Annotated in this window: 26 protein-coding genes; 14 read left to right on the top strand and 12 right to left on the bottom strand. The window is 72.1% G+C overall.

Features of this window, described 5'->3' with window-relative positions:
* The first annotated feature begins 184 nt into the window (after positions 1 to 184).
* The 3 genes from ABZV06_RS04090 to ABZV06_RS04100 all read left to right on the top strand — a co-directional run bounded on the left by ABZV06_RS04090 (position 185) and on the right by ABZV06_RS04100 (position 4460).
* Positions 185 to 2320 carry a SpoIIE family protein phosphatase gene (locus ABZV06_RS04090; protein WP_355618464.1) on the top strand — a complete coding sequence of 712 codons (2136 nt, stop codon included), beginning with the start codon at positions 185 to 187 and terminating at the stop codon, positions 2318 to 2320.
* A 62-nt stretch (positions 2321 to 2382) separates the two neighbouring features.
* A complete protein-coding gene (locus ABZV06_RS04095) occupies positions 2383 to 3060 on the top strand; it encodes an HAD family hydrolase (RefSeq protein ID WP_355618467.1) in 678 nt (225 codons plus the stop codon).
* A gap of 107 nt (positions 3061 to 3167) precedes the next feature.
* A complete protein-coding gene (locus ABZV06_RS04100) occupies positions 3168 to 4460 on the top strand; it encodes a cation:proton antiporter (RefSeq protein WP_355618469.1) in 1293 nt (430 codons plus the stop codon).
* Between the two features lie 14 nt (positions 4461 to 4474).
* Here ABZV06_RS04100 and ABZV06_RS04105 read toward each other — a convergent pair whose 3' ends face one another.
* Positions 4475 to 5413 (bottom strand): FAD-dependent oxidoreductase, encoded by a 939-nt coding sequence (locus ABZV06_RS04105; RefSeq protein ID WP_355238277.1) that lies wholly within the window; start codon positions 5411 to 5413, stop codon positions 4475 to 4477.
* Positions 5414 to 5519: 106 nt separating this feature from the next.
* Here ABZV06_RS04105 and ABZV06_RS04110 point away from each other — a divergent pair, with 106 nt between their 5' ends.
* On the top strand, positions 5520 to 5735 hold the full coding sequence (locus ABZV06_RS04110) for a DUF3072 domain-containing protein (protein ID WP_355237769.1): 216 nt from the start codon (positions 5520 to 5522) through the stop codon (positions 5733 to 5735).
* A 9-nt stretch (positions 5736 to 5744) separates the two neighbouring features.
* Here the strand turns inward: ABZV06_RS04110 and ABZV06_RS04115 are convergent, their stop codons facing one another.
* On the bottom strand, positions 5745 to 6245 hold the full coding sequence (locus ABZV06_RS04115) for a metallophosphoesterase (RefSeq protein WP_355618472.1): 501 nt from the start codon (positions 6243 to 6245) through the stop codon (positions 5745 to 5747).
* A gap of 54 nt (positions 6246 to 6299) precedes the next feature.
* Positions 6300 to 8132: a glycoside hydrolase family 15 protein gene (locus ABZV06_RS04120; RefSeq protein ID WP_355237775.1), complete on the bottom strand. Its 1833-nt coding sequence runs from the start codon at positions 8130 to 8132 to the stop codon at positions 6300 to 6302.
* 121 nt (positions 8133 to 8253) lie between these two features.
* Here ABZV06_RS04120 and ABZV06_RS04125 point away from each other — a divergent pair, with 121 nt between their 5' ends.
* The gene (locus ABZV06_RS04125) at positions 8254 to 8844 is read left to right on the top strand and encodes a general stress protein (RefSeq protein WP_355618475.1); all 591 of its coding nucleotides are present in this window, start codon (positions 8254 to 8256) and stop codon (positions 8842 to 8844) included.
* A 167-nt stretch (positions 8845 to 9011) separates the two neighbouring features.
* Here the strand turns inward: ABZV06_RS04125 and ABZV06_RS04130 are convergent, their stop codons facing one another.
* A complete protein-coding gene (locus tag ABZV06_RS04130) occupies positions 9012 to 9596 on the bottom strand; it encodes a DUF1684 domain-containing protein (RefSeq protein WP_355238279.1) in 585 nt (194 codons plus the stop codon).
* Positions 9593 to 10030: a helix-turn-helix domain-containing protein gene (locus ABZV06_RS04135; protein ID WP_355618477.1), complete on the bottom strand. Its 438-nt coding sequence runs from the start codon at positions 10028 to 10030 to the stop codon at positions 9593 to 9595. The genes ABZV06_RS04130 and ABZV06_RS04135 overlap by 4 nt, the downstream gene beginning before the upstream one ends.
* A 61-nt stretch (positions 10031 to 10091) precedes the next feature.
* On the opposite strand from ABZV06_RS04135, the gene ABZV06_RS04140 reads away from it, so the two are divergent.
* Positions 10092 to 11099, top strand: coding sequence for a hypothetical protein (locus ABZV06_RS04140; RefSeq protein ID WP_355618480.1), 1008 nt, complete (start codon positions 10092 to 10094; stop codon positions 11097 to 11099).
* A 70-nt stretch (positions 11100 to 11169) separates the two neighbouring features.
* On the opposite strand, the gene ABZV06_RS04145 is transcribed toward ABZV06_RS04140, so the two are convergent.
* Positions 11170 to 11739, bottom strand: a complete 570-nt coding sequence (locus tag ABZV06_RS04145) for a WHG domain-containing protein (RefSeq protein WP_355618483.1) — start codon at positions 11737 to 11739, stop codon at positions 11170 to 11172.
* A 61-nt stretch (positions 11740 to 11800) separates the two neighbouring features.
* Between ABZV06_RS04145 and ABZV06_RS04150 the strand changes: the two genes are divergently transcribed.
* Positions 11801 to 12289, top strand: a complete 489-nt coding sequence (locus tag ABZV06_RS04150) for an FBP domain-containing protein (protein ID WP_355237790.1) — start codon at positions 11801 to 11803, stop codon at positions 12287 to 12289.
* A gap of 15 nt (positions 12290 to 12304) precedes the next feature.
* On the opposite strand, the gene ABZV06_RS04155 is transcribed toward ABZV06_RS04150, so the two are convergent.
* Positions 12305 to 12838, bottom strand: a complete 534-nt coding sequence (locus ABZV06_RS04155; RefSeq protein ID WP_355618486.1) for a GNAT family protein — start codon at positions 12836 to 12838, stop codon at positions 12305 to 12307.
* Positions 12839 to 12996: 158 nt separating this feature from the next.
* Here ABZV06_RS04155 and ABZV06_RS04160 point away from each other — a divergent pair, with 158 nt between their 5' ends.
* Positions 12997 to 13479 carry a MarR family transcriptional regulator gene (locus tag ABZV06_RS04160; RefSeq protein ID WP_355237795.1) on the top strand — a complete coding sequence of 161 codons (483 nt, stop codon included), beginning with the start codon at positions 12997 to 12999 and terminating at the stop codon, positions 13477 to 13479.
* A gap of 11 nt (positions 13480 to 13490) precedes the next feature.
* Positions 13491 to 14477, top strand: a complete 987-nt coding sequence (locus ABZV06_RS04165) for a pirin family protein (protein ID WP_355237798.1) — start codon at positions 13491 to 13493, stop codon at positions 14475 to 14477.
* 55 nt (positions 14478 to 14532) lie between these two features.
* Here ABZV06_RS04165 and ABZV06_RS04170 read toward each other — a convergent pair whose 3' ends face one another.
* Positions 14533 to 14730, bottom strand: a complete 198-nt coding sequence (locus ABZV06_RS04170) for a DUF397 domain-containing protein (RefSeq protein WP_355618488.1) — start codon at positions 14728 to 14730, stop codon at positions 14533 to 14535.
* Between the two features lie 519 nt (positions 14731 to 15249).
* Positions 15250 to 15837, bottom strand: coding sequence for a TetR/AcrR family transcriptional regulator (locus ABZV06_RS04175; RefSeq protein ID WP_355618491.1), 588 nt, complete (start codon positions 15835 to 15837; stop codon positions 15250 to 15252).
* Between the two features lie 74 nt (positions 15838 to 15911).
* Here ABZV06_RS04175 and ABZV06_RS04180 point away from each other — a divergent pair, with 74 nt between their 5' ends.
* The gene (locus ABZV06_RS04180; protein ID WP_355618494.1) at positions 15912 to 16409 is read left to right on the top strand and encodes a GNAT family N-acetyltransferase; all 498 of its coding nucleotides are present in this window, start codon (positions 15912 to 15914) and stop codon (positions 16407 to 16409) included.
* A 214-nt stretch (positions 16410 to 16623) separates the two neighbouring features.
* Here ABZV06_RS04180 and ABZV06_RS04185 read toward each other — a convergent pair whose 3' ends face one another.
* Complete coding sequence (locus ABZV06_RS04185) at positions 16624 to 16752, bottom strand: hypothetical protein (protein ID WP_355237810.1); 129 nt, start codon at positions 16750 to 16752, stop codon at positions 16624 to 16626.
* Between the two features lie 132 nt (positions 16753 to 16884).
* On the opposite strand from ABZV06_RS04185, the gene ABZV06_RS04190 reads away from it, so the two are divergent.
* A complete protein-coding gene (locus tag ABZV06_RS04190) occupies positions 16885 to 18474 on the top strand; it encodes a phospholipase D-like domain-containing protein (protein WP_355618701.1) in 1590 nt (529 codons plus the stop codon).
* Here the strand turns inward: ABZV06_RS04190 and ABZV06_RS04195 are convergent.
* A complete protein-coding gene (locus ABZV06_RS04195) occupies positions 18423 to 19178 on the bottom strand; it encodes a hypothetical protein (protein ID WP_355237813.1) in 756 nt (251 codons plus the stop codon). The genes ABZV06_RS04190 and ABZV06_RS04195 overlap by 52 nt on opposite strands.
* A 378-nt stretch (positions 19179 to 19556) precedes the next feature.
* On the opposite strand from ABZV06_RS04195, the gene ABZV06_RS04200 reads away from it, so the two are divergent.
* Positions 19557 to 20390: a SigB/SigF/SigG family RNA polymerase sigma factor gene (locus tag ABZV06_RS04200; RefSeq protein WP_355618497.1), complete on the top strand. Its 834-nt coding sequence runs from the start codon at positions 19557 to 19559 to the stop codon at positions 20388 to 20390.
* Between the two features lie 249 nt (positions 20391 to 20639).
* Entirely contained in the window at positions 20640 to 23246 is a 2607-nt protein-coding gene (gene hrpB / locus ABZV06_RS04205; protein WP_355618704.1) for an ATP-dependent helicase HrpB, read from the top strand.
* 7 nt (positions 23247 to 23253) lie between these two features.
* Here hrpB and ABZV06_RS04210 read toward each other — a convergent pair whose 3' ends face one another.
* Positions 23254 to 23979, bottom strand: a complete 726-nt coding sequence (locus tag ABZV06_RS04210) for a protein phosphatase 2C domain-containing protein (protein WP_355237819.1) — start codon at positions 23977 to 23979, stop codon at positions 23254 to 23256.
* A gap of 250 nt (positions 23980 to 24229) precedes the next feature.
* Between ABZV06_RS04210 and ABZV06_RS04215 the strand changes: the two genes are divergently transcribed.
* Positions 24230 to 26839, top strand: coding sequence for a glycoside hydrolase family 9 protein (locus tag ABZV06_RS04215; protein WP_355618500.1), 2610 nt, complete (start codon positions 24230 to 24232; stop codon positions 26837 to 26839).
* Positions 26840 to 26871 lie beyond the last annotated feature (32 nt).

Genomic DNA, 26871 nt, shown 5'->3' on the forward strand with positions numbered 1-26871 from the left:
CGCGTGGACTGCGCCGGGCGCATACCCGGCCACCGGTACGGCAGTCCGTGCGGCTCACTGCCATTTTTCCGACAAGTCGATTAACAGGGGCCCTGACCTGCCCTAACAGCCACCGCGCGGGGGCGGCCCGCGACCCGCGCACATGATCGGATGCGGCTGAGCGACGGCCGGCTAGGCTGCGAACATGCCAGGAACGGTCGGGCGAGTCCCCACGCCAGCAATTCCGGTCCCCGGCCTATCCGCCGGGCCCGGTGCGGCAGCCGTGCTCGCCCACGACTGGTCCGCCACCGCGCTCGGCCCGCGCGAGGGGTGGGATTCGGCGATCCGGGCCGTGGTCGAGCTGATCCTCGCCTCGCCGATGCCGATGGCGCTCGCGTACGGCGACGATCTGGTCCTGCTCTACAACGACGGCTACGCCGAGCTGCTGGGGAGCAAGCACCCGAGCGCCCTCGGTCGACCGGCCGCCGAGGTCCACGCCGAGGTCTGGGCGCTGCCCGGCTTCGGTGACGTGATCGAGCGCGCCTACCGGCAGGGTGTGCCGTTCCTGGAGAAGGAGTCGACGCTCCCCCTGAGCGGGGGCAGTTCCGGCGTGGTCGAGCAGGTGGTCTTCACGCGGGGTCACTCGGCCGTACGCGACAGCACCGGGCAGATCGTCGGAATCCTGACGGTGGCCGCCGAAACCACCCACGTCACCGAGCAGTTGCAGAGTCTCAGCGAGGTGGCCGCCGCGCTGGCCGGCACCCTCACCCTCGACGACGTGGCCCGGGTCGCGCTGCGCCACACCATCACCATGTTCGACGCCGACCGGGTCGCGTTCGTGGTCGACGAGGGTGGCGGCGGCTGGCGGATGGTGCGCCGGGTCCGCGGCGAGCTGATGGACGAGGCCGACGAGCGGCTGCCTCCGCTGTGGCGGCGGGCGCCCGCCGACTGGACGGGTCCGGTCGCGCTGACGGCCCGCTCGGGCGAGGCCCTGTTCACCCGCGACGGCCAACCGCTGCGCGAGACCGCCGTGGACCGCCACGACCAGAAGATCCGCTCGATGGCGTCGCTTCCGCTGGGTACGTCGGTCGTGCGGGGCGGGTTGACGGTCGGCTACCAGGTCGCGCACACCTGGTCGGCGGCCGAACGGGCGCTGCTGGCCGCCTCGGCGGAGCTGATCGGCCAGGCCGCCGAGCGGGCTCGGCGGTTCGAGACCCAGCACGGCACCGCCCAGTTGCTGCAACGCAGCATGCTGCCCGAGCACCTGCCCGACCTGCCCCGACTGCGGATCGCGGCCCGCTACGACCCGGGGGTGGACGGCAACGCGGCGGGCGGCGACTTCTACGACGCGTTCCTGCTGCCCAGCGGCGCGCTCGGCGTGGTGCTCGGCGACGTCGCCGGCCACGACGTGCAGGCCGCGGCGCGGATGGGTCAGGTGCGGGCGGCGCTGCGCGCGTTGGCTCTTGCCGATCCGGCGCCGGACGCGGTGCTGGCCGGCCTGGACCGGTTGGTGACCAGCCTCGGCGTGGAGGCCGGCACCCACGAGCTGTTCGTGACGGTGGCGTTCGGGGTCATCGACGCCGAGCGGCAGGAGCTGACCCTGGCCAGCGCCGGTCACCCCGCTCCGTTGATCCGCCGCTGCACGCCGGACGGCCGCTGCAACGCCGACTACGTGGACCTACCGGCCGGTCCCCCGCTGGGGCTGGGCGGGCGGCCGACCACCGTCACCGTCGCGTTCTCGCCCGGCGACACCCTGCTGCTGTTCAGCGACGGGGTGGTGGAGCGGCGGAGGCAGAGCTTGAGCGCCGGAATGGACGCCCTCGGCGACGCCGTGGCCAAGGCCGGCACCAGTGACCCTCGTGCCCTCTGCGCGGTGGCGACCGCGGCGGTGGCCGGCGGCACCGAGGACGACGTGGCGGTGCTGGCGGTCGAGCACGCGCTCAAGCCGAGCCGGTCGGCGGCGATGGAGATGCCGGCGGAGCCGACCGCGCCGAGCCGGGTCCGGCACTGGATGACCGGTCAGCTCACCGAGTGGCAGGTGCCCGAGTCGGTGATCGGGGCGGCGGTGCTGTGCACCAGCGAGCTGACGACCAACGCGTTGCTGCACGCCGGCACGGCCGCCCGGGTGGAGATCGACCTGAGCTCCGAGCGGCTGCTGGTCTCGGTCGCCGATTCCGGCACCCGGGGCACCGTGACCCGGGCGCGTACCGACACGTTGAGCAGTCGCGGGCGCGGGCTGGGCCTGATCGAGGAGCTGAGCGACGCCTGGGGCACCGACCCGTCGGTGCGCGGCTCGACGGTCTGGTTCGAGATCCTCGTCCCGCCGGCCGAGGGGCACTGAATCGCTCCCACGCTCGCGGCCGGAACGAATCAGCCGACCGTCGAACGGGTAGGAGTGCGCCCATGGCCAACGAACAACCCCAAGGGGTGCTCTTCGACGTCGACGGAACCCTGGTCGACACCACCTACCTGCACACGGTGAGCTGGTGGGAGGCGCTGCGCCAGGTCGACCGGCCGGTGCCGATGGCGACGGTGCACCGCTCGATCGGTATGGGCTCGGACAAGCTGCTGGATCACCTGCTCGGTCCCGAGCGGGACCGCGACGACGATCCGAAGCTGCGCGACGCGCACGACACCCTGTACACGGAGTACTGGGAACGGCTGACGCCGCTGCCTCGGGCGGCGGACCTGCTGCGTGCCTGCGCCGAGCAGGGGTTGCGGGTGGTGCTCGCCACCTCTGCCGCCGAGCACGAGGTCGGCGCGCTGCTACGGGCCCTGAAGGCGGACGACGTGGTGGACACCGTCACCTCCTCGGCGGACGCGCAGGAGAGCAAGCCGGCGCCGGACATCCTCGAGGCGGCGTTGGAGCAGTCGGGGCTCTCCGCCGAGCGGGTCGTCTTCGTCGGCGACTCGGTCTGGGACGTCGCCGCGGCCGGCAAGCTGGACATCCCGTGCGTCGGCTTGACCTGCGGCGGCACCAGCCGCGGCGAACTCGCCGGCGCTGGCGCGGTGGCCGTGTACGACGACCCGGCCGCGCTGCTGGCCGAGCTGGCGAATTCCCCCCTCACCCGGCCGAGGTGACGGTCACTCCGGTTCGCCGGGGCGTACACGCATAGCCGCGAGTCTTCCGGGGCATGGTCTGTGGCCACCTGCCCGCACCGCGCGGGTGCGGCGAGAGGGTGGTGTTCGTGGAGCCGGTAGATGTGGCGTTCGCGCTGGTGGGTCTGGGCGCGCTGCTCGCGGGCATCCTGCCCCGGGTGTTGGAGCGCCGCCCGCTGTCCATGCCGATCGCGTTCCTCGCCCTCGGCATGCTGGTCTTCCTCCTGCCGGTCGGGCTGCCGACACCGGACCCGCTGGCGCACCCGGAGCTGACCACCCACCTCACCGAGATCGGCGTGATCGTCGCCCTGATGGGCGCGGGGTTGAAGATCGACCGGCCGTTGAGCTGGACCCGGTGGTCCTCCACCTGGCGACTGCTGGCCATCGCGATGCCGCTGTGCATCGCGGCGGTGGCGCTGCTCGGCTGGTGGTGGGCCGGCCTGGTGCCGGCCGCGGCGCTGCTGCTGGCCGGCGCGCTGGCGCCGACCGACCCGGTGCTGGCCGCCGATGTGCAGGTCGGCGAACCGACCGATGTGGAGGACTCGGAGGACGAGGTCCGCTTCGCCCTGACCTCGGAGGCGGGCCTCAACGACGGGCTGGCGTTCCCGTTCGTCTACGCGGCCATCGCCATCGCCTCGACCAGCCTCGCCCCGCGCGAGTGGGTGGTCGAGTGGTTCACCGTCGACGTGCTCTGGAAGGTCGGCGTCGGTGTGGGTGGCGGCCTGCTCATCGGCTGGCTGCTCGGCAAGCTGTTCTTCCGGGCGCCCAGCGAGTTGCGGCTGGCCCGGCACGCCGAGGGTTTCCTGGCCCTGGCGGCCACGTTCCTCGCGTACGGGCTGGTGGAGGTGGCCGGCGGGTACGGCTTCCTGGCGGTGTTCGTGGCCGCGCGGGCCATCCGGGCCGCCGAGCGGACCCACGAGTTCCACTCGGTGCTGCACGATTTCGCCGAGCAGGTCGAGCGGCTGCTCACCCTGGTGCTGCTGCTGCTGCTCGGCGGCGCGATCGTGGGCGGCCTGCTCACCCCGCTGACCTGGCCGGCGGCGACTGTCGGGCTGGCGCTGGTCTTCCTGATCCGGCCGGCCGTCGGCTGGTTGTCGCTGCGCGGCGCGCCGGGTCGGCCGGCGGAGCACTGGGTGATCTCGCTGTTCGGCATCCGGGGCGTGGGCTCGTTCTACTACCTGGCGTACGCCACCACGAAGGCGGACTTCCCGCAGGCGGAGCTGCTGTGGGCCACCGTCGGGCTGGTGGTGCTCGTGTCCGTGGTGGTGCACGGCGTGGCGGCGACCCCGGTGATGCAGTTGCTGGACCGCGAGGGCGAGCGGACCGAGGACCCGTCCGAGCGGGAGTCGGCGCAGCCGGTCGCCGCCGCCGGGCACAACTGAGCGCCGCCGGCCGGTCAGCCGAGGCGGGCGGCGAGCGCGCGACCGAGGTCCCGGCCGGAGCGCCAGGCGCTCTGCACGCGGGGCTTGCCGAACGCGTCGCCGGCCAGGCCGATCCCGTCGGCGTCGAGGTGGTGGGTGTGGTCGGTGCGCCCGCCGGTCGGCGTGGCGTACGTCCAGCGGTGCACGTGCAGGTGGGCGGCCTCCTCGGGCAGACCGAGCAGGTCCCGCACGGCCTGCTCGATCGCGGGCCCGGCACCGCTGGGCTGGGCCAGGTGGCCGGCGGCGAACTCCGGCACGGTGTGCGCGACCAGCACCGGCGCGTCGTCGCCCCGCCGGTCGCCGTCGTCGCAGACGAGACTGAGCACCGGGTGGTCGTTGACGAACGCGCCGTGGAAGGTCGGCCAGTGCCGGGACCCGAAGCGCAGCACGGCGGAGAGCGTCGGCGACCAGGTCTGCGCCTGTACGACCCGGGTGGCGTCGGCGAGGGCCGGGTCGAGCAGCAGGGCCGCCTGCGGTCCCGGCATGGCCAGCGCGACCGCCTCGCATGGCTGGCCGTCGACAGTCGGGCCGGGTTCCACGGTGAGCACCAACCGGTCGACGGTCACCGGCACGGTGCCGGCCAGGTGTTCGACGAGAGACCGCAGGCCACGTGGAGCGGCGTAGCGCAGCGGACCGGGCACGTCGTGACGTCCGCTGGTGTCGTACGCCCAGAAGGTGTCGGTCCACTCCCGGACCAGCCCGGCGGCACGCCAGTCGTCGACCACGGCGGCGAAGTCCGGGTCGCTGACGGTGAAGTACGCGGCGCCGGTGTCGGCGGGGCGGCCGTCGAAGCGTTTGCTGGCCATCCGGCCGCCGCTGACGTGCCCGCGTTCGCGTACCTGCACCGGCACCCCGGCGCGCGTCAGCTCCACCGCGCACGCCACCCCGGCGATGCCCGCCCCGACCACCACCACGCCCAACCGGTCCACGTCCATCCGATGATCGTAGGTGTCGTCCGAGGGGCATGAACCGGCGGTGATCGGGGTACTGGCACACCTGTTCGAAGAAAGGGTGATGAGGATGACGGACAGCAGCAACGACCAGGCCGACCCACGCGGCGCGATCAAGGACCCGGACGAGTGGGTCACCGGCGACGAGCCGCCGACGGCGGCCCAGGAGTCCTACCTGGCCACGCTGGCCCGGGAGGCGGACGCGACGCTGCCGGACGACCTGACCAAGGCCGAGGCCTCCAAGCGGATCGACGAGCTCCAGGCCGAGACGGGTCGCGGCCAGTAGGCCCGGCGGTCAGCGACGCGGCAGGGTGTGCAGCCGTACGCGCGTGAGGCCGCCCCGGGTCGTCTCGGCCTCCAGGTAGGTGGCGTGCGGCTGGGATCGGCGGTCGGTGGGCGACCCGGGGTTCAGCAGGCGCAGTCCGCCGGGAGCGACGGAGTCCCAGGGGATGTGCGAGTGCCCGAAGACCAGCACGTCGACGTCGGGGAAACGGGCCGCGCACCGCTGTTCCCGGCCGGTGCGCGGGCCCGTCTCGTGCACCACGGCGACCCGTAGCCCGTCGAGGTCGACGCGGGCCACCTCGGGCAGCCTGGCGCGCAGCGCCGGACCGTCGTTGTTGCCGTACACGCCGACGAGCCGCCGCGACCGTGCGCTCATCGCGTCGAGCAGCGCCTCGTCGACCCAGTCGCCGGCGTGCAGCACGACGTCCGCCGCCTCGATCGCCGTCCACAACTGCTCCGGGAGGTCCCGGGCCCGCTTGGGCAGATGCGTGTCCGCCGTGAGCACCAGCCTCATGCCGGCATCATCCTCCGAGCGGGCGTCGTCCGCCCGCGCAGGTGGGCGGCGTGCTCAGCGCGACGCCGGCATGAAGTAGCCGGGTGGAGTGCCGAGGCCGCGCAGCTCCGGGTTCTGCTCGAGGTCACTGAGCACACCGACAGCGTTGATCAGACCGATGTGCGAGAAGGCCTGGGGGAAGTTGCCCAGCTGCTCCCCGGTCCGCGGGTCGATCTGTTCGGCGAACAGTCCCAGGTCGTTGAGCCGTGCGAGCAGCGTGTCGAACAACTCGCGGGCCCGGTCCCGCTCACCGGCCAGCGCCAGGCAGCACACCAGCCAGAACGAGCAGATCAGGAACCCCGCCGGGTCGCCGTCCCAGCGTCGCAGCAGGCCGTCGTGCGACAGCTCGGCCTCCACCGCCCGGATCGTCGACAGCATCCGCTCATCGTCGGCCGGCACGAACCCCACCAGCGGCAGCACCAGCACCGACGCGTCCAGGTCGTCGGACTCGAAACTCCCGGTGTACGCACCGACCCGCTCGCTCCACCCTCGTTCCAGCACCTCCGCGCGGACCTCGTCGCGGGCGGCCGCCCAGCGGGCCACGTCCTGCGGCTCACCCAGCCGTGTGCCGAAGCGGACCGCCCGGTCCAGCGCCGCCCAGCAGTGCACCTTCGAGGACACGTGGTGGCGTTCGATCCCGCGCTCCTCCCACATCCCCGCGTCCGGCAGCGCCCAGTCGTGAACCGCCTTGTCGGCGAGAGAGCGCAGCAGGTGGTAGACGTCGGGCGCCATCGGATCCAGCCGGTCGCGCATCAGCCAGGCCGCGTCCATCGCCTCGCCGAAGATGTCGGTCTGCCGCTGCCGCCACGCGTCGTTGCCGATCATCACCGGCGGGCTGTCACGATAGCCGGCGAGCTGGTCGAGGCGGTGCTCGGTGAGGTCCCGCTCCCCCAGCACCCCGTACATGATCGGTACCGGCTCCTCGTCGATGCGGCCCATGGCCCGCCCCAGCCAGGTGAACTGGCGCTGCACCTCGTCGGCGCACGCCGTCCGCCACAGCGCCCGCAGGGTCAGGCTGAAGTCGCGCACCCAGACGTACCGGTAGTCGTAGTTCCGCTCCCCGCCGAGCTCCTCCGGCAGCGAGGTGGTCACCGCGGCCACCACCGCGCCGCTGGGCCGGTACGTCATGCCCTGCACCACCAGCGCGCTGCGCCGCACGTGCTCGGCGTAGATCCCGTTGTACGCGTGCTTGCGGACCCAGGAGCGCCATCCCTCGGCCGTGTCGGCGATGGTCTGGTCGGCCTCGGGCACCTGGGGTCGGGCCGAGTCGTAGGTCGGGGCGTACCCGAGGGTGAAGTTGTGGATCGTGCCGGCGCGGGCGGTGAACGTCGCGGCGGCCTCGCCGTCGCCGCAGGTCAGCTTCACGCTCGCGACCAGGGTGAGTCGGCTGGCCCCGCCGACGGCTTCCAGGGCGCCGTCCCGCTCGACCAGGAACGGCGTGGTGCGGCCGTACTCGAATCGGGGTCGGTAGTGCACGCGCATCGGCACCTCGCCGGAGAGGCCCCGCACGCTGCGGACCAGCACCTGCGGCGAGCGATGACCGATGTCGTGCTCGCGCGCGCCCGGTTCGAGGGCGAGCGCGTCGGTCAACTCCACCTCGCCCTGGGGGGTGCGGAATACGGTTCGCAGCACCAGGGTGTCGTCGAGGTAGCGGCGTTCGACGGTGAAGTCGTCGGTTTCCGGCCGGATCGACCAGTGCCCGGCGTCGTCGCCGAGCAGGCGCGCGAACACCGACGGCGCGTCGAACCGATCCGGGCACCACCAGTTCACCGACCCCGAACGGTCCACCAGCGCCGCGGAACGGCCGTCGGCGAGGAAACCGTGGTCGCTGATCGTTGCGGTCTGCACCCGCCTGGCTACCCAGGCCGTCGGCGCGCATGCCTCGCCCTGGACGTGGCACCCATCGGCGAGCCGGGCGTTACCCCTCGGCACTGGTGGGAACCCCGTCGGCTGACGAGGGAGGATGCTCATGACCTCAGCTTCGGGGCCGGCCGCCGCGTGGCAGCCCGGCGCAACCAGTGGCGATGTGCTTCCGTCCGGGCCGGCAGGCCGCCCATCCACGCCGGGCGCGGACGGGCACGGGCCGGAGGGTGGCCCACCCACTGTGACGATCGGCTCGTATCCGGACTATCCGTCCGCGCAGAAGGTGGTCGACTATCTGGCGGACAACCGCTTCCCGGTGGAGCACTCCGCCATCGTCGGCACGAACCTGACGCTGGTGGAGACCGTGCTCGGACGGATGACGACCGGCCGTGCGGCCCTGCTCGGCGTCGGCACCGGCGCCTGGTTCGGACTCTTCATCGGTCTGCTGTTCGGCATCTTCACCGTCGGGAACTGGCTGGCCGTGATCCTGGTCGGCCTGGTCATCGGCGCGATCTGGGGCGCGGTGTTCGGCGCGGTCGCGCACGCCATGACCGGCGGGCAGCGCGACTTCACCTCAGCCAGTTCGCTCCGCGCGGGCCAGTACGCGGTAACTGTCGACGCACAGCTCGCCGACCAGGCGAGGCAGCTCCTGGGCCGCATGCAGATGCCCGGCTCCCGCCCACCAAACACCCACTAACCCCCACCCCGCCCACGCCATCCCACCCCACGCCCACGCCCGCGCCCCGCCCCGCCCCGCCCCGCCGATCTTGCAGTTTCTGCTGCGACAAAGGTGAGCGGGGCGGGCATTTCGACGACCGAAAGTGCAAGATCGGCGGACGTGGGGCAGGGCCTGCTGCTCGCTGGTCAGTGGTACGACAGCTCGCCCGCCCGCAGCGGGACGTCGACCCGGTTCTCCGGTGGGGCGAGGGGGCAGGCCCAGCGGTCGTCGTACGCGCAGCTCGGGTTGTAGAGGTAGTTCGCGTCCAGTCGGACCCGGTCATCGGGCAGCAGTTCGACACCCCGGCCGAAGGTCCCCTTGACCGTGTCGGTGAGGTACCGACCCCCGCCGTACGTCTCCGGCCCGCAGGTGCTGTCGCGCAGCGGCACGAACAGTCCGCCGCCGTACGCCTCGATCCACCAGAGGGTGAGCGGCCCCCACGGCGTCTCGGCCACCGCCACCCGCCGGTAGTTCACGACCCCGTCGGGGCCGCCGGTGTCGATGCTCAACTCGCCGCTGGCCGGCCGAAGGGGCGCCTCGACGACGGCCTCCGGGTTGGGCGGGAAGTACCGCACGCCACGGAAGTCGGCCCGCTCGTCCGCCGGGATCGGGCTCTGCGGGTGGGTGGCGAACAGGTCGTCGCGGCCGGCGCGGAAGCCCGCCAGGTCGACGTCGGACAGGTACAGCCGGGCCACCCGCTCGCGCCAGTCGGCCAACTCCAGGTCGGTCAGCATGCCGGGGACTCCTTGTCGAGGGACAGCTCGCCGGACTTCAGGGGCCCGCCGCACGCCTGGCAGCGGACCTCGGCGACGAACACCTCGCCGCACACGTCGTGGATGAAGTCGATCGTGGGCACCTCCGCATCGCTGTAGGTGTCGCCCCAGCGCTTGAGCACGAGGATCACCTGACCGAGGTCACGGCCCTTCTGGGTGAGTTCGTACCCCGCGACCTTTCCGTCCTGGGATGTGCGGGCCTGGAGGATGCCGCTCTCGGCCAGCTTCCGCAGCCGGGCGGCGAGGACGTCCCGGGGTGCGCCGACCGCTCGCAGGATCTCGGTGTACCGCGACGCGCCGAAGGCGAGCGCCCGCACGATGTGCAGCGACCACCTGTCGTTGACGGCATCGAGCGCCACCGCGAGCGTGTCCCGCGCCGGTTTGGAATTCAAACCGGGGGTGCTACGGTTCATCTGGTTGGACATTCAAACCACACTACCCGAGGAAGCACCCATGACGTCGCCATCCGATCCACCCACCGAGCGGGAAACGCCCGTCGTCACCCAGCGTCGAGCCTGGCTGTCGCTGGTGATCACCGGGCTGATCATCGGTACGGCGTTCATCGCCGTCTACGTCGGGCTGCAACGTGATCCCGCACCGAGCCGCCTTCCGATCGCGGTGGTCGGCGAGCAACTCGCCGCGACCGCCACCGGCGGGTTCGGCGATGCCGTCGCCGTCACACCGGTCACCAGCGTCGACAGCGGTGCCGCCCTGGTCCACGACGGCGACGCCGTCGCGGTCCTCAGTGCGGCCTCCCCCGACAGCCTGCGGCTCGACTACGCCGGCGCGAGCGGCTTCAGCGAGAGCGGCGCCGCGCGGCAACTCGTCGCCGGTCTCGGCAGGCACGCGGGCATGACCGTCCAGGAGAACGACATCGTGCCGCTGGCCAGCTACGACAGCCGCGGACTCTCCGCCTTCTACGTGGTCTTCGGGGTTACCCTCGCGTCGTTCGTCCTCGCGCAGGGGCTCACCGCGGCCACCGCGAAGGTTCGCCTGCGCCACCGGCTCTACGCGATGGGCGGGTTCGCGGTCGTGATCGGCGTGGTCGCGGCCACGGTCGCCGGACCGGTGTACGGCTCACTCACGGCGCCGTTCCCCCTGCTCGCCCTGTCGCTCATCCTGCTGTCGGCCGCCAGCGCCTTCACGACGAAGGCCCTCGGCGCCTGGCTCGGCCCGATCGGTATCGCGCTCGCCGTGCTCACCCTCACCACCATCGGCAACGCGACGAGCGGTGCGACGATCGGCGTCGACCTGCTGCCGGGCTGGGCGCAGGCGATCTCGGCGAAGCTCCCGCCGGGCGCGGCAGTTCGCGCGGTCAACAACTTCGGCTACTTCGGCGGATCGCACACGCTGGTACCGCTCACGGTGCTCGCCACCTGGTTCCTGGCGGGGCTCGGGTTCGTCCTGCTCCGACAGCGGACCGCACAGCGACGCCCGCTCACCACCGAGGCCGGCCGATGATCTGACCTGCGGCGGGGAGCCGTGGCGGGTGACGGCCGGGCGAGCATGGCACCACATGCCCGCCCGGCCGTCACCGCTGCGGCCAGTTGCTGAGGAGGGCGTCGAGGGCGTCGAGGGTACGGGCCCAGGAGTCGTCCGTGGGGTGTGGCGTGTGCCGGAACCCGCCGGTCCGCTCCAGGCTCACGAAGCCGTGGAACGTGCTGTGCATCATCCGGATGGCGTCGGTCTGGTCCGGTTCGGCGAGCCGGTAACCGCGCAGGATGGCCCGGGTCATCTCCGAGTGCCGGATACCCGCACTCGCGGCGGCGGTCTCGGGGTCGAGGTCGATCTGCATGGCGGCGTACCGGCCCGGATGCCGCGTCGCGTAGTCCCGGTACGCGTTGGCGAAGGCGACCAGCGCGTCCTTGCCGGCCCGGCCCGCGAGCGCGTCGGAGACCTCGTCGGCCAGCTCGGCGAGCGCCAGCAGGGCAATCCGGACCCGCAGGTCGTGGGCGTTCTTGATGTGGAAGTACAGGCTCGCGTCCTTGACACCGAAGTGCCGCGCGAGGGCGGCGACCGTCACGTTCTCGACGCCCACCTCGTCGGCGAGGTCGGCCGCCGCCAGGGTCAGTCGCTCAGCCGTCACTCCGGCACGTGCCACGCGGCACACCTCACAATCTAGCCTTGTTAATCGTTTGCCTAGGAGAGCTAGGCTACTACCTATGCTAGCCATCACCGAACGCGCCATCCGGGCTTCCTTCGTCAACTGCACCCAGGGCGAGGCGAAGCGGTTGGCCGTACCGAACGATCTGGCGACGTACCCCTGGGACGATCTTGACTTCCTCGGCTGGCGCGACCCCGCCGCGCCGCAGCGGGCGTACCTGATCGCCGAGACCGACGACGGCCCGGTCGGGGTCGCCCTGCGGGTGGCGCCACCGCAGACCGGACGCACCAAACGCAGCATGTGCTCCCTCTGCCTGACCACCCACACCGGCGACGGCGTCTCGCTGATGACCGCGCGCAAGGCCGGCCGCGAGGGCCGGCAGGGCAACTCCGTCGGCGCGTACGTCTGCTCCGACCTGGCCTGCTCGCTCTACCTGCGGGGCCGGAAGCACGCCGGGCCACGGATGCACGAGACGCTGTCCGTGCAGGAGAAGATCGAGCGCACCAGGACCACCCTGGCGGCCTTCCTCCGCAGGGTCACCGACTGACGGTCGGGATGGCCGCTAGCGGTCGGTGGCGAGGCGGGCGTGCAGGTGCTCGTCGTAGCGGCGGCCGTCGCCGTACCGGTACGACTCGCGCAGCGTCCCCTCGGCGGGATAACCGGCCCGGTCGGCGACCCGGCAGGACGCCGGGTTTGCGACGGCGTGGCACAGCTCGATCCGGTGCAGCCGGAGGGTGTCGAACGCCCACGCGGTGAGCCGGACGACGGCCCTCGTCGCCACCTGGCGTCCGCGCGCCGCCGGCATCGTCCAGTAGCCGATCGAGGCGTCGCCGTGGCGGATGTGGTGCAGCGACACCGAGCCGAGCAGCTTGCCGTCATCGGCGGCGGCCACCGCCAGCGAGGCGTGGTCGCCGGCCGACCAGTCGGCGCGACGACGCACCCAGAGCAGGGCGACCTCGTCGTCGATCGGCCCGTCACCCTGCGGGTTCCACTGGGCGATGGCCGGATCGCGCAGGGCGTCGAGCACGGCTGGGGCGTCCGTTTCCCGCCAGGGGCGCAGCAGCAGGTCGTCGGCGGCGAGCTCCACGTGTTCCACGAGGCCGGAGTCTGGCACACGCCACGTCGGTCCCGCCGCCGCATTACTCGGAGGCGTCCTTCAAAGCTGTACGACATGGGCCGACACGCGGGCACAGGTGACGTAGACAACGCTGAACCACACTAGTTAAATTTTTAACTAGTGCTATTGTCGTGGTCGTGACAGAGAGCCTGGACAGCACCCGAGCGGCCGCCTGGCGCGCCTACATCGAGGCCAGCCAGCGACTGTTCACGCAGATGGAAGACGACCTGCGCGCCGACAGCGACCTGAGCTTCGCCGACTACCACGTGCTGGTCCTGCTCTCCGAAGCGCCGGGGCAACGACTGCGGATGGGCGAGCTGGCCGGCCGGCTGGTCTTCTCCCCCAGCCGACTCACGTACCAGATCTCCTCGATGCAGCGGCGCGGCCTGGTCAGCAAGGAGGCCTGCCCGGACGACCGGCGCGGCAGCGAAGCAGTGCTCACCGCCGCCGGGCTGCTCACGCTGACGGAGGCCGCACCACACCATCTGGCGTCGGTGCGTACCCACCTGATGGACGACCTCGACGACGCCGAGGTCGCCTGCCTCACCCGGGTCTTCGACCGGCTCGGCCGCCGCCTGCGGGCGGCCCGGACCACGTCGAGCACCCACGCCACACGTTAAGGAGCCCTCTGATGCCCGCGATCACCGTTGACAACGTCCTCGTCCTGCCCCGCGTACCCAAGCTCAACAAGGCCACCACGTTCCGCAAGGTCCGCAAGGTGACCACCGCGCCCAGCGGCTTCGAGGGCGAGGGCTTCCCGGTCCGCCGGGCCTTCGCCGGGGTGTCGTCGACCGACCTGGACCCGTTCATCCACCTGGACCAGATGGGCGAGGTCGACTACGCCCCGGGTGAGCCGAAGGGCACCCCGTGGCACCCGCACCGCGGCTTCGAGACCGTCACGTACATCATCGACGGCGTCTTCGACCACCAGGACTCGCAGGGCGGCGGCGGCACCATCACCGACGGCGACACCCAGTGGATGACGGCCGGCAGTGGGCTGCTGCACATCGAGGCGCCGCCGGAGCACCTGGTGACGAGCGGCGGCCTCTTCCACGGCACGCAGCTCTGGGTCAACCTGCCGCGCAAGGCCAAGATGAACCCGCCCCAGTACCAGGACATCCGGGGCCGGGAGTCCGCGCTGCTGACCACCGAGGACGGTGGCGCGCTCGTCCGGGTCATCGCCGGTGAGATCGCCGGGCACAAGGGCCCGGGCTCCACGTTCACGCCGATCACCATCAGCCACGTCACCGTCCAGCCCGGCGCGCAGGTCGACCTGCCCTGGAACCCCAACTTCAACGCACTGGTGTACGTCCTCGGCGGGCGCGGCACCGTCGGCGTCGAGCGTCGACCGGTCCACACCGGCCAGCTCGCCGTGCACGGCCCGGGTGGCGCGCTGCGCTTCGGCGCGAGCCCCACGCAGGACAGCAACACCCCAGCGCTGGACCTCTACATCATGGGCGGTCAGCCCATCCGGGAGCCGGTGGCGCAGTACGGCCCGTTCGTGATGAACACCCGCGACGAGCTGTTGCAGGCGTTCGAGGATTTCAAGTCCGGCCGACTCGGCGTCATCCCCACCAAGCGGGTCCCGCACACCAACGGCAAGCGTCGGCGTCCCTGACCTGATCACGCAGAAGGCCCCCGGATCGCTCCGGGGGCCTTTCGCGTAGGGCCGGTCAGACCGTCTCGTGGGCCTTCGTCATGTCGACGAACGCCCGCCAGGCCGCCGGTGCAAAGGCCAGCGCGGGGCCGGCCTGGTCCTTCGAGTCGCGAACGCCAACGACGCCGGGCAGGTTGTCGGCAACCTCGACACAGTCGCCACCATTGGCACTGCTGCGACTGCTCTTGCGCCAGATAGCGCCGGTCAGCTCCATGTGCCGGCCACTTCCCTTATCAGTTTGATCGACTGCTCATGAGACAGTGCCATGCCGCGCACGTTCTCCCATGCTGCCATCAGAGCCACCAGTTCCTCAGGCTCGGACGCCACCTGACCATGAAGCTCCCACTCTCGCCCATGCCGGGGCGCGTCCCTCCGCGCGCTCCCGCGCCGCCGATCTTGCACTTTCTGCTCGTTCATAAGCACACAAATCAGCTCATCCCGGCAACCGGAAGTGCAAGATCGACGCGGAACGGTGCAGTGCTGTACCGCCGCCGCCTCACGAGACCGCAAGAACCCCCGTGACGCCCACCGCCGGCTCGCGGTACTCGTTCACGGGGTTCGTCGTTTCGCGGGGCATGGTGTGGCCTCCTCGGCTGTGTCGCGTGCTCGTGTGGCGTCATCCAGGTCACCGGTCGGGATCGCCCCGGTCGAGGGGTGGACGCGAGACGCCGGCATCAAGCCCGAGCCCGACGATGCCTCGACCTTTCAGCTCTGATTCCGCAGGGCGGCTACCTCAGCCGAGGCCGTAGGCCGCCAGGGCGGCGTCGAGCATGCATTCCTGCTCATCCGCCGGGTAGGCAGCGGGATCCGCGGCGGCGAGAGCTGCGACTCCCTCGGTCATGGCGATCAACCCCAGGGCGACCGTGCCGACCCGGTCGGCCGGCCAGTCCGGGGCAGCCGCGGCAACCAGCCGCTCGGCCCGTTGCCGCCAGTCTCGGTTGTTGCGGCGGTGCATGCCGATCAGTTCGTCGTCCGCCACCGCCGCAGCCAGGAAGCCCAACCAGACGATGCTCCAATTGGTCGACTCCGGATCGGTCGCCATGCCCTGGCGGAGGACCGCGCGCAGCGCCGCCCGCGGCGAGGGAGCCGCGGCTTCGAGTGCCTCGACCCGCTCCCGGGTGGTCTCGTGCAGCAGTTGCCGGGCGTGCAGCAGCAACGCTCGACGGTTCGGAAAGCGGTGCATAACCAGGCCGGTCGTGCACCCGGCCGCCCCGGCGACCGCGCGCACTGTCAGCTTCTCGAGGCCCTGCTGGGCGAGCACGTCCCAAACCGCGCGCGACAGTGCCTCACCCTGGGCCGCCCGGTCTGCGGACAGTGACACGACCTTCACCTCTTCATCGGCGCCGTAACGAATGTTACCGTAACGCTTGTTACGGAGTTTTGGTGAGGAGCGGCATGACCTGGATCATCACGCAGCGGCCGTGGACCGACCCGGCGGGCGAGGCGTTACGTGTGGCGCAGAGAGCCGAACTCAACCTTCGCTACGGTACCGACGACCATGAGCCCGGCCCGCCGCCGACGGCCGAGAACATCGACCTGTTCCTTGTCGCGGTCGACGAAGTCACCGGCCAACCACTCGGCTGCGGCGCGCTGCGCCGCCTCGACCCGGTCAGCGCGGAGGTGAAGCGGATGTACGTGGCACCGGAAAGCCGCGGCTCCGGGGTGGCGACCGGCCTGCTCCGAGCTCTGGAGCAGGCCGCGCACGAGCGCGGTTGGACGACCATCCGGCTGGAGACCGGCTCGGCCCAGCCGGACGCGATGCGCTTCTACGAGCGCGAGGGCTACCGCGAGATTCCGCTGTTCGGCGCGTACTTGGGCTCCGACAACTCGGTCTGTTACGAACGCGTCTTAGCTGACAGAGCACCCCGGCCGCAGCCCACGGCATCCCGCTGAACTCAGAGGGGCGGTTCGGGCAGCGTGGTCGGCCAACGCCGTCGACCTGCTCGTCGAGCACGCACAGGAACGCGAAGACGTCGACAAACGGCGGCGGCTCGCCGACAGCGGCACCCGCGTCGCCGATCTTGCACTTTTTGTGGTGTCGTAAGCACCCAAACCCGCCCAAATAGGCGACCGAAAGTGCAAGATCGACGCTATGCGGTCCTTACGGTTACGAGACCGCGAAGATCCCGGCGACGCCCAGAATCACCATCAGCAACACCGCTACCAGCGCCCCCCGTTCGCTCTCCACCGCCGGCTCGCGGTACTCGTTCACGGAGTTCGTTGTTTCGCGGGGCATGGTGTGGCCTCCTCGGCTGTGTCGCGTGCTTGCGTGGGCGTCATCCAGGTCACCGGTAGCTGGGCCTGGCATGCGGACCCGCGTCGGGGGTCCTACCGTGAGGACGTTGTCGACCTCCCGGGAGGGCTGGACGTGCCGTTACAGGACTGGTTCCTCACCGCGCAGGAACGGGCCAACCCGGTCTCTGGGTTACCCGTCTGGACCAGGGGAAACCTCGCCGAGCCGTTGATTCACGGCGCGGCGTACTTCGACCGGCTGGTCGAGGAGGTGGAGGCGTTGAGCGCCGGCGACCACCTCTTCTTCACCGACTGGCGGGGCGACCCGGACCAGCGACTCCGCCCGGACGGCCCCACGGTGGCGCAGCTCTTCGCCCAGGCCGCCCAGCGCGGCGTGGTCGTCAAGGGCCTGATCTGGCGCTCACACCTCGACGTGCTGGCCTACAGCGAGGCGGAGAACCGCAACCTGAGCGAGACGGTCTCCGCAGCCGGCGGCGAGGTGCTGCTCGACCAGCGGGTACGCCGCGGCGGCTCGCACCACCAGAAGCTGGTGGTGCTGCGGCACGTCGACGCCCCGGAGCGGGACATCGCCTTCGCCGGCGGGATCGACCTGTGCCACAGCCGCCGCGACGACGCCGCGCACGAGGGTGACCCCCAGCCGGTGCAGATGTCGTCCCGGTACGGCCCGAACCCGCCCTGGCACGACGTGCAGCTCGCAGTGCGCGGGCCGGTGGTCGGCGCGTTGGACACCGTGTTCCGGGAGCGCTGGACGGACCCGATGCCGCTGGACTCGGAGAACCCGATGGCGTACGCGCGGGACCGGCTGCGCGGCGCGGACCTGCGGCCGGACCCGCTGCCCGAGCAGCCCGCCGACCCGCCCGAGTGCGGGCCGCACCAGATCCAGGTGCTGCGTACCTATCCCGCCGTGCGCCCGCGCTACTCGTTCGCCCCGGACGGCGAGCGGACCGTGGCCAGGGGCTACACCAAGGCGGTACGTCGGGCGCGCCGCCTCATCTACCTGGAGGACCAGTACCTCTGGTCGACCGAGGTGGCGAACCTGTTCGCCCAGGCGCTGCGGGAGAACCCGGAACTGCACCTGGTCGCCGTGGTGCCCCGGCACCCGGACGTGGACGGCCGGCTGGCCCTGCCACCCAACATGGTCGGCCGCGAGCAGGCGTTGTCGCTGTGCGAGCGCGCAGCGCCGGACCGGGTGCACGTGTTCGACGTGGAGAACCACACCGGCACCCCGGTCTACGTACACGCGAAGGTCTGCGTGGTCGACGACGTCTGGGCCAGCGTCGGCAGCGACAACTTCAACCGCCGTTCCTGGACCCACGACAGTGAGCTGTCCTGCGCCGTACTCGACGACACGCGCGACGAGCGGACGCCCACCGACCCGGCGGGTCTCGGCGACGGGGCCCGCGCCTACGCCCGGGACCTGCGGCTGCGGCTCTGGCGCGAGCACCTGGACCGTGATCCGGACGGCGCGGACGACGCCGACCTGCTCGACCCGGCCGACGCGGTCGCGGCCATCACGGCCGCGGCCGACGAACTGCAACGGTGGTACGACGACGGCCAGGTCGGCGACCGTCCGCCCGGCCGGCTGCGCCCGCACCGCCCCGAGCGGCTGCCCTGGTTCACGCGTGCCTGGGCGCTGCCGGTGTACCGGCTGGTCTACGACCCCGACGGCAGGCCGCTGCGCGCGAGGCTGGCCGGCACCTGGTGAACCGGCCGGGCCGGCTCGGGCAGCCCGGCCGCGCCCGGGTGCACGGTCAGCCCACCCGGGTACGCGAACGAGGAGCGCGGTGAGAAGTAGCCGAACCCGATGATCAGCGGGTTGGCGGGACGCAGCGCGTACATCGGGTGTCCCGGTTGCAGGAACTCCACCGACTCGATCTCGAACGGGGTGACCGGCTCCGCCACGTACGGGTAGACGGAGCTGAGCAGTTGACCGTCGCGGCGGGTGAAGTAGCGGTGGTGCCCGCTGCTGATCACGTGACCGGTCTGGCCCACCCGGCACCGGGCCCGGATCAGCGGCGCTCCGTCCGCCTCGGTCTCGGAGTGCAGCGCCTCCCCGTCCAGCTGGATCGTGGTGCGCCCGGCGAGCACGGGAGCGCCGCGCGCGGTGGCGTAGTCACGGACGACACGGCTGGACGCCACGTAGTGGGTCCACCAGCCGCCGGGGCTGAGCCCGCCGGGGGCGTCCACCCCGGCCAGTGAGACACCGAGGTACGTCAACGAGTACGCGCCGAAGCCCGAGGTCTGCGTCTCGTCCTCGACGACGTACTGGTTGAGGAACACCTGTCGGTCGGCACGGGGACGCAGCCCGGTGGGGACCAGGGCGGCGACCGCGTCGGGGTCCGCTGGCAACCAGCTGAAGTAGAGGGTGTGACTGTTCACGACGAGCTGGGGAGCGGTTGGATCGAGCATGGTGCCTCCGAACCGGGTGTCTACTAGGCGACGCTACGGCCGGTCCCGCCGACGGGACAACGACGGATAGTCGACACAGCTGCCCGGTTGTCGGATTTCATGTTGACCGCTCGGTCGAGGGTGGCGCCCCGACCGGTCGGGTCGATCTGGCGGACCGGGTGCCGCAGGATCACCCAAAAAATGGGTATGAGACTTCGTTGTCTGCGCGCTCGCGGCCGGTTATGGGCGTTTTGTAGCTCGACACACCTTAAGTACATCAACCTTTCGGCTAGCTTTCCGCGAGCCGATCAGGCTAAGGTGACTCCCGAACGGCCCAACTGAAGCTAAACCAAAGCGCCACTTATTTTTGTCCGCGGACGAGGTGCAGGGAGGACCACCATGACCGCGTCAACGATCACCGAGCAGGCGAGCACCACGACAGCCGAGCAGACCAGCACCACCAAGCTGGACCCGCGGGCGCTCAGCGACAGCGCCGCCGACCTGCTCAACGCGATGGCCGCACTGCCCGCCAACCACCCGTCGCGCGCCGCCCTGCGCGACCGCGCGATCGAGGCCTGGCTGCCGCTGGCCAACCACCTCGCCCACCGTTACAGCGGGCGGGGCGAGCCGACCGACGACCTGGCGCAGACCGCCGCCGTCGGCCTGATCAAGGCCATCGACAAGTTCGACCCGACCCGCGGTGTCGACTTCGCCGGCTACGCGATCCCCACCATCATCGGTGAGCTCAAGCGGCACTTCCGCGACCGCACCTGGGACATCCGGGTACCGCGTCGCCTCCAGGAGCTGCGGCTGGCCATCTCCGATGCCAACAGCTCGCTGCTGCAGACCCTCGGCCGCTCGCCGACGGTCGCCGACATCGCCGCCCACCTCAAGCTCACCGAGGAAGAGGTCCTGGAGGGCCTGGAAGGCGCCCGCGCGTACAACGCGGTGTCGCTGTCCACCCCGACCGGCGACGGCGACCGGGCCACCGAGCTGGGCGACATGCTCGGCGGCGAGGACAACGAGTTCGAGCTGGCCGAGCTGCGGGTCGCTCTCGGCCCGGCGCTCGCGACGCTCGACGAGCGCGAGCAGAAGATCCTCACCCTGCGGTTCTACGGCAACCTGACCCAGTCGCAGATCGCCGACCAGATCGGTGTCTCGCAGATGCACGTCTCCCGCCTGCTGGCTCGGGCGCTGACCAAGCTGCGTGGCCAGCTCGACGGCACCTACTAGGGACTTCACGATCGAGAGTCGGGTCAGCGTTGCCCCGGTCCTCGATCGTGTGAACACCGGCCGGGTCGCTTCCCTTCGGGGCGGCGGCCCGGCCGTTCGCGTCGGAGCCGCCCGCCGCAGCCGCCCCGAGCCAGGCCGCCAAAGCGGCCCGAAGCCAGGCTGGCGAAGCGCCCCCCGAGTCAGCCCGCCGAAGCGGCCCGGGGCGGGCCGGCACGCTGAGCCTGCCGGGGGACGGTGCGAGACTGGGCCGTGCTCTCCGACGTGACAGTGGACCTGCCGGTCCGTCCGACGCTGCCGGCGCTGCTCACCGCGCTCGACGCGGCCGGCGCCGCGGTCCTGGTCGCCCCTCCGGGCACCGGCAAGACCACCCTCGCGCCGCTGGCGGTCGCCGACCGGATCGACGGCCGGGTGGTGATCGCCGAACCCCGCCGGGTGGCGGCACGCGCCGCAGCCCGGCGGATGGCCGACCTGCTCGGCGAGCGGGTCGGCGACCGGGTCGGCTACGCCGTACGCGGTGAGCGGCGGGTCGGCCCGTCCACCCGGATCGAGGTGGTCACCACCGGCCTGCTGGTCCGTCGGCTGCACCACGACCCCGAGCTGCCCGGCACCGGTGCGGTGCTCCTCGACGAGTGCCACGAGCGGCAGCTCGACGCCGACCTGGCGTTGGCCTTCGCGGTGGAGGCCCGGGCCACGCTCCGGCCCGACCTGTGGCTGCTGGCGATGTCCGCCACGCCGGACACCGACCGGTTCGCCGCGCTGCTCGGCGGGACCACTCCGGCCCCCGTGGTCCGGGCCGAGTCGGCGCTGCACCCGGTGGAGCGGATCTGGACGCCGCCGGCCCGACCCGCCGCGCCGGCCGGGGCCGGTCCGGTGGACCGCGCCCTGCTCGATCACGTGGCGACGACCGTTCGACGGGCGCTGCGCGAGCGCGACGGCGACGTGCTGGTCTTCCTGCCCGGGGCCGGCGAGATCGCCGCCGTCGCCGGGCGACTCGCCGACCTGCGCGACACCGTCTCGCTGCTGCCTCTGCACGGCCGCCAGCGTGGGGCCGAACAGGACGCGGCCCTGCGCCCCCGCAGCGCTGACGACCGGCGTCGCGTGGTGCTGTCCACCGCGCTCGCCGAGACCAGCCTCACCGTGCCGGGCGTGCGGACGGTGGTGGACGCCGGGCTGTCCCGGGTGCCCCGCATCGACCTGGCCCGAGGGCTGGGCGCGCTGGTCACCGTGCCGGTCTCCCGGGCCGCCGCCACCCAGCGGGCCGGCCGGGCCGGCCGCGAGGCACCGGGGTACGTCTACCGCTGCTGGTCCGAGGCGACCCACGAGCGGTTGCCCGCCCGGCCGGAGCCGGAGATCGCCACCGCCGACCTGACCGGGTTCGCGTTGGAGCTGGCCGCCTGGGGCAGCCCGGACGGCGTCGGTCTGGCGCTGCCCGACGCGCCGCCGGCCGCCGCGATGGCGGTGGCCCGGGACACCCTCGAAACGCTGGGCGCTGTCGACGAGACGGGCCGGATCACCGGACGGGGTCGCGCGATCGCCTCCGCCGGGGCTCACCCGCGACTGGCCCGGGCGCTGCTCGACGCCGCCGATCGGGTCGGCGTCGACCGCGCGGCCGAGGTGGTCGCCCTGCTCGCCGAGGAGAGCGCCGCCGGCCCGGGAGACGACCTGATGGCCGGCTGGCGTCGGTTGCGCGCCGGAGTCGACGCGGGCGCCACCGCCCGCTGGCGCGTCGAGGTACGCCGCCTGCGCGCCGCGCTGCCCGAGGGAAACCGTGCCGGTTCCGGCCGTGCCCGGGCAGCGGCCGCGCCCGGCACCGCATCGCCGGCCGGTACCGCCGCGACTCCCCGATCCGGCGCGCCCGCTGCCCCCGACCGGCTGACCGATGACCTCGCCGCCGGGCTGATCGTCGGTCTGGCGTACCCCGAGAGGTTGGCCCGGGTGCGGCGGCCGGGCGGGTCGTCGTACCTGATGACGGGTGGCACCGCCGCGGAGCTGGCGGCCGGGTCAGGGCTGGCCGGAGCCGACTGGCTCGCGGTGGCGGTCGCGGACCGGCGGCCCGGGGCGCCGTCGGCGCGGATTCGCCGCGCGACGCCGCTGGACGAGGCGACGGCCCGGGAGGCGGCGGGCCCACTGCTGTCCACACGGCGCGAGGTCGGCTGGTCCGACGGGGACGTGGTCGCCCGGCAGGTGACCCGGCTCGGCGCGGTCGAGCTGGTGGCACGGCGACTGGACCGCCCGGATCGCTCGGAGGTGGCGGCGGCGCTGCTGACCGGCCTGCGTCAGGAGGGGTTGGGGCTGCTGGCCTGGACCCCGGCGGCACGGGGGCTGCGCGAGCGGATGGCGTTCTGCCGGCACCACCTCGGCGACGAGTGGCCCGACGTCGGCGACGAGGCCCTGCTCGCGGCCGCGCCGACCTGGCTGGGGCCGGAGCTGGCGGCCGCCCGGCGACGCGCCGACCTGAGCCGGGTGGACGTGACCTCGGCCCTGCGCCGGCTGCTGCCGTGGGCCCAGGCCGCGCGCCTCGACGAGCTGGCCCCGGAACGCATCGAGGTGCCCAGCGGTTCCCGCATCCGCGTCGACTACGCCGACTCGGCCGCGCCGGTGCTGGCGGTCAAGCTCCAGGAGACGTTCGGTTGGCCGGCGGCCCCACGCATCGCCGGTGGTCGGGTGCCGGTGCTGCTGCACCTGCTCTCCCCCGCCGGTCGCCCGGTGGCGGTCACCGCGGACCTGGAATCGTTCTGGCGTACCGGCTATCCGCAGGTCCGCTCGGAGCTGCGCGGTCGCTATCCCCGCCATCCGTGGCCGGAGGACCCCGGCACGGCGACCCCCACCCGGCGTGCCGCGCCGCGTCGGCGCTGACGGGGCGCTACTCCTCGACGACGTCGGCCACCACGACCGTGACGTTGTCCGGTCCACCGGCGTGCAACGCCAGGTCGATCAGCTTGCCGGCGCAGGCGGACCGGTCGGGGTAGGCGGCGAGCACCTCGGCCAGGGTGTCCGGACGGACGACGTTGGAGAGGCCGTCACTGCACAGCAGCCACCGGTCACCGGCGCGGGGCACCATCGTGGCGTACGACGGTGACACGTCCTCGCCCTGCAACGCCTGGGTGACGACCGCCCGGCGCGGATGGCTGCTGGCCTGGTCCGCGGTGATCACGCCCTGGTCGACGAGCATCTGGACGAAGGTGTCGTCGCGGGTGACCTGCTTGAGCACACCCTCGCGGAAGAGGTAGGCCCGCGAGTCACCGACGTGGGCGAGGGCCAGGCAGCTGCCGGTACGGGCGAACAGCAGGGCGGTCAACGTGGTGCCCATGCCCTGACGCTCGGGGTCGTCGACGACCGCCTGCTTGATCCGAGCGGTGGCCAGCGCGATGCCGTCCTGGAGGGCGGCCACCAAAGCGTCCTCGGGTGTCTCGACGTCCAGCGGAGCGACCGCGTCGATGGTGAGCGAGCTGGCGAGGTCTCCGGCGGCCATTCCGCCCATGCCGTCGGCGACCGCGACGAGCCAGGCGCCGGCGTGCAGGGCGTCCTGGTTTCCGCTGCGGATCAGCCCACGGTCGCTCGTTCCCACGGAACGCAGCTTCAGGGTCATGGGAGGCAGCCTGCCAGGCGAAGGGCTCAGTTGTCTCTAGGAGATCAGGACGACGGCGCGTGGCGCGGCCAATCTCACGTCTCGCATTTCACCGCGTGCCGCTCCCCGCGCCCTCGTCGGACGGCAGATCCCATCCAGTCAGATCAATTGACAGGAGGTATCGCCACTGGAAACATCGAGCTTCGAGCTGGGAGCGCTCCCAGGTCACCACCGCCACCTGCCTCACCTCCCGTCCCGGAAGGACTCCCCCGTGACGTCATCCAAACGCCGCCTCCTCCTGGCCGCGGCGACCACGCTGGCCCTCACCGGCGCGGGCGCCGGCGCGGCCTACGCCGACCCTCCGCCGGACGCCCCCGAGCAGATCGACAACGGGGACTTCAGCGCGGGCGTGAGCCCGTGGTTCTCCTACGGCACCGACCCGCTCACGGTCACCGACGGCCGGCTGTGCGCCACCGTCCCCGGCGGACTCGCCAACCCGTGGGACGCCGGCATCGGTCAGGACGGCGTGCCACTGATCGCCGGCGCCGAATACAAGCTCGGCTTCGACATCACCGCCACGCCCGGCACGGCGGTCAAGGCCGTGCTCCAGCTCGGCAGTGCCCCGTACACGACGTACGCCGCCGTGGACGCCGCCGCCACCGGCACCACCCAGCGCGTCGAGTCGACCTTCACCGTCCCGGACGACAACCAGAACGCTCAACTAATCTTCCAGGTCGGCGGTAGCGCGCAGGCGCAGACCATCTGCCTCGACGACGTGTCGTTGCGCGGCGGCGAGCCACCCGCGCCGTACGAGCCGGACACCGGCCCCCGGGTACGCGTCAACCAGGTCGGCCTCCTGCCGGGGGGCCCGAAGAACGCCACAGTGGTCACCGAGGCGACCACGCCGCTGCCCTGGCAGCTCCACTCGGCGTCCGGGGCCGTCCTCGCGAGCGGCACGACCACCACGCGCGGCGTCGACGCCGCCTCCGGGCAGAACGTGCAGACCGTCGACTTCTCCAGCTACCGCACGCCGGGCACCGGCCTGACGCTCACCGTCGACGGCGAAACCAGCCACCCGTTCGACATCTCCGGCACCCTCTACAAGCAACTGCGCTCGGACTCGATGCAGTTCTTCTACGCCCAGCGTAGTGGCATCGCCATCGACGGTGACCTGATCGGCGACGAGTACGCCCGCCCCGCCGGCCACCTCGACGTCGCGCCCAACCAGGGCGACACCAACGTGCCCTGCCAGCCGGGCGTCTGCGACTACTCGCTGGACGTGCGCGGCGGCTGGTACGACGCCGGCGACCACGGCAAGTACGTGGTCAACGGCGGCATCGCCACCTACCAGCTGCTGAACACCTTCGAGCGGACCAAGACGGCGGCCACCGCCAACGGCGGCGCCGGGCTGGCCGACAGCACCCTGCGGGTGCCCGAGCGCGGCAACGGCGTGCCGGACGTCCTCGACGAGGCCCGCTGGGAGCTGGAGTTCCTCCTGCGGATGCAGGTGCCGGCCGGCAAACCGCTCGCCGGCATGGTCCACCACAAGATCCACGACAAGAACTGGACCGGCCTGCCGCTCGCCCCGCAGGACGACCCGCAGCCGCGCGAGCTGCACCCGCCGTCGACCGCGGCCACTCTCAACATGGCCGCGACCGCCGCCCAGTGCGCGCGACTCTTCGCGCCGTACGACGCGGCGTTCGCGTCCCGCTGCGGCACGGCCGCGAAGACGGCCTACGCCGCCGCCAAGGCCCACCCCGCGGTGTACGCCAGCCCGACCGACGGCACCGGCGGCGGCGCGTACGACGACTCGAACGTCACCGACGAGTTCTACTGGGCGGCTGCCGAGCTGTACCTCACCACCGGGGCGCAGACCTACCTGACCGACCTGACCGCGTCGCCGCACCACACCGGCGACGTGTTCGACCCGCGCGGCTTCGGCTGGCAGAGCGTCGCCGCGCTCGGCCGCCTCGACCTGGCCACCGTCCCCAACGGACTGCCCGCCGCCGAGCTGACCCGGGTGCGTGCCTCGGTCACCGCCGCCGCCGACGCGTACCTCGCCGAACTGCGCCGGCAGGCGTACGGGCTGCCGATGCCCGGTGACGCGAACAGCTACTTCTGGGGCGCCAACAGCAGCATCATCAACAACGCGATCGTCCTGGCCACCGCCTTCGACCTGACCCGCGACGCCCGTTACCGCGACGGCGCCGTGCAGGCGATGGACTACATCCTCGGCCGCAACGCGCTGAACATCTCCTACGTCACCGGTTGGGGCGAGCACGCCGCGCAGAACCAGCACAGCCGGATCTTCGGCCACCAGCTCGACGCCAACCTGCCCCACCCGCCCGCCGGCTCCCTCGCCGGTGGCGCGAACGCCGCACTACAGGATCCGTTCGTGGCGCAGTTGCTCGCCGGCTGCAAGCCGATGTTCTGCTACGTGGACGACATCAACTCGTACTCCACGAACGAGGTGGCGATCAACTGGAACTCGGCGTTGGCCTGGATCTCCTCGTTCCTGGCCGACCAGGGCGACGCCGGCGCGGTACCGGCCGTCACCTGCTCGGTGAACTACGCCAACTACGGCACCTGGGAGGGCGGCACCGGGTTCACCGCGCAGTTGACCATCCGCAACACCGGGACCACGGCCGTCAACGGCTGGAGCGTCCGGTTCGCGTTCACCGGTGACCAGCGCGTCCGGGAGGCGTGGCTCGCAAAGGTCACCCAGTCCGGCGCGACGGTCACGGCGAAGAACGAGTCGCACAACGCCAAGATCGTCCCCGGCGGCACGGTGACGTTCGGCTTCAACGCGACGACCAACGGCGGCGCCAACCCCAACCCGGGGCTGGTCACCGTCAACGGGAACGCCTGCTCGCTGTCCTGACCCCGATCCCTGGTGGCCGCCCCCTCCCCCCT

Origin of the sequence: Micromonospora sp. NPDC005172, from assembly GCF_040608555.1 — a bacterium.
Classification (GTDB): domain Bacteria; phylum Actinomycetota; class Actinomycetes; order Mycobacteriales; family Micromonosporaceae; genus Micromonospora.

Bases quoted from the DNA above. Each gene is read 5' to 3' on its own strand.
- ABZV06_RS04165 (WP_355237798.1), top strand. From the start codon at position 13,491: ATGCCCGCGATCACCGTTGACAACGTCCTCGTCCTGCCCCGCGTACCC.
- ABZV06_RS04090 (WP_355618464.1), top strand. From the start codon at position 185: ATGCCAGGAACGGTCGGGCGAGTCCCCACGCCAGCAATTCCGGTCCCC.
- ABZV06_RS04150 (WP_355237790.1), top strand. From the start codon at position 11,801: ATGCTAGCCATCACCGAACGCGCCATCCGGGCTTCCTTCGTCAACTGC.
- ABZV06_RS04180 (WP_355618494.1), top strand. From the start codon at position 15,912: ATGACCTGGATCATCACGCAGCGGCCGTGGACCGACCCGGCGGGCGAG.
- ABZV06_RS04110 (WP_355237769.1), top strand. From the start codon at position 5,520: ATGACGGACAGCAGCAACGACCAGGCCGACCCACGCGGCGCGATCAAG.
- ABZV06_RS04115 (WP_355618472.1), bottom strand. From the start codon at position 6,245: ATGAGGCTGGTGCTCACGGCGGACACGCATCTGCCCAAGCGGGCCCGG.
- ABZV06_RS04210 (WP_355237819.1), bottom strand. From the start codon at position 23,979: ATGACCCTGAAGCTGCGTTCCGTGGGAACGAGCGACCGTGGGCTGATC.
- ABZV06_RS04200 (WP_355618497.1), top strand. From the start codon at position 19,557: ATGACCGCGTCAACGATCACCGAGCAGGCGAGCACCACGACAGCCGAG.
- ABZV06_RS04095 (WP_355618467.1), top strand. From the start codon at position 2,383: ATGGCCAACGAACAACCCCAAGGGGTGCTCTTCGACGTCGACGGAACC.
- ABZV06_RS04170 (WP_355618488.1), bottom strand. From the start codon at position 14,730: ATGGAGCTGACCGGCGCTATCTGGCGCAAGAGCAGTCGCAGCAGTGCC.
- ABZV06_RS04195 (WP_355237813.1), bottom strand. From the start codon at position 19,178: ATGCTCGATCCAACCGCTCCCCAGCTCGTCGTGAACAGTCACACCCTC.
- ABZV06_RS04125 (WP_355618475.1), top strand. From the start codon at position 8,254: ATGACCTCAGCTTCGGGGCCGGCCGCCGCGTGGCAGCCCGGCGCAACC.
- ABZV06_RS04185 (WP_355237810.1), bottom strand. From the start codon at position 16,752: ATGCCCCGCGAAACAACGAACTCCGTGAACGAGTACCGCGAGCCGGCG.
- ABZV06_RS04140 (WP_355618480.1), top strand. From the start codon at position 10,092: ATGACGTCGCCATCCGATCCACCCACCGAGCGGGAAACGCCCGTCGTC.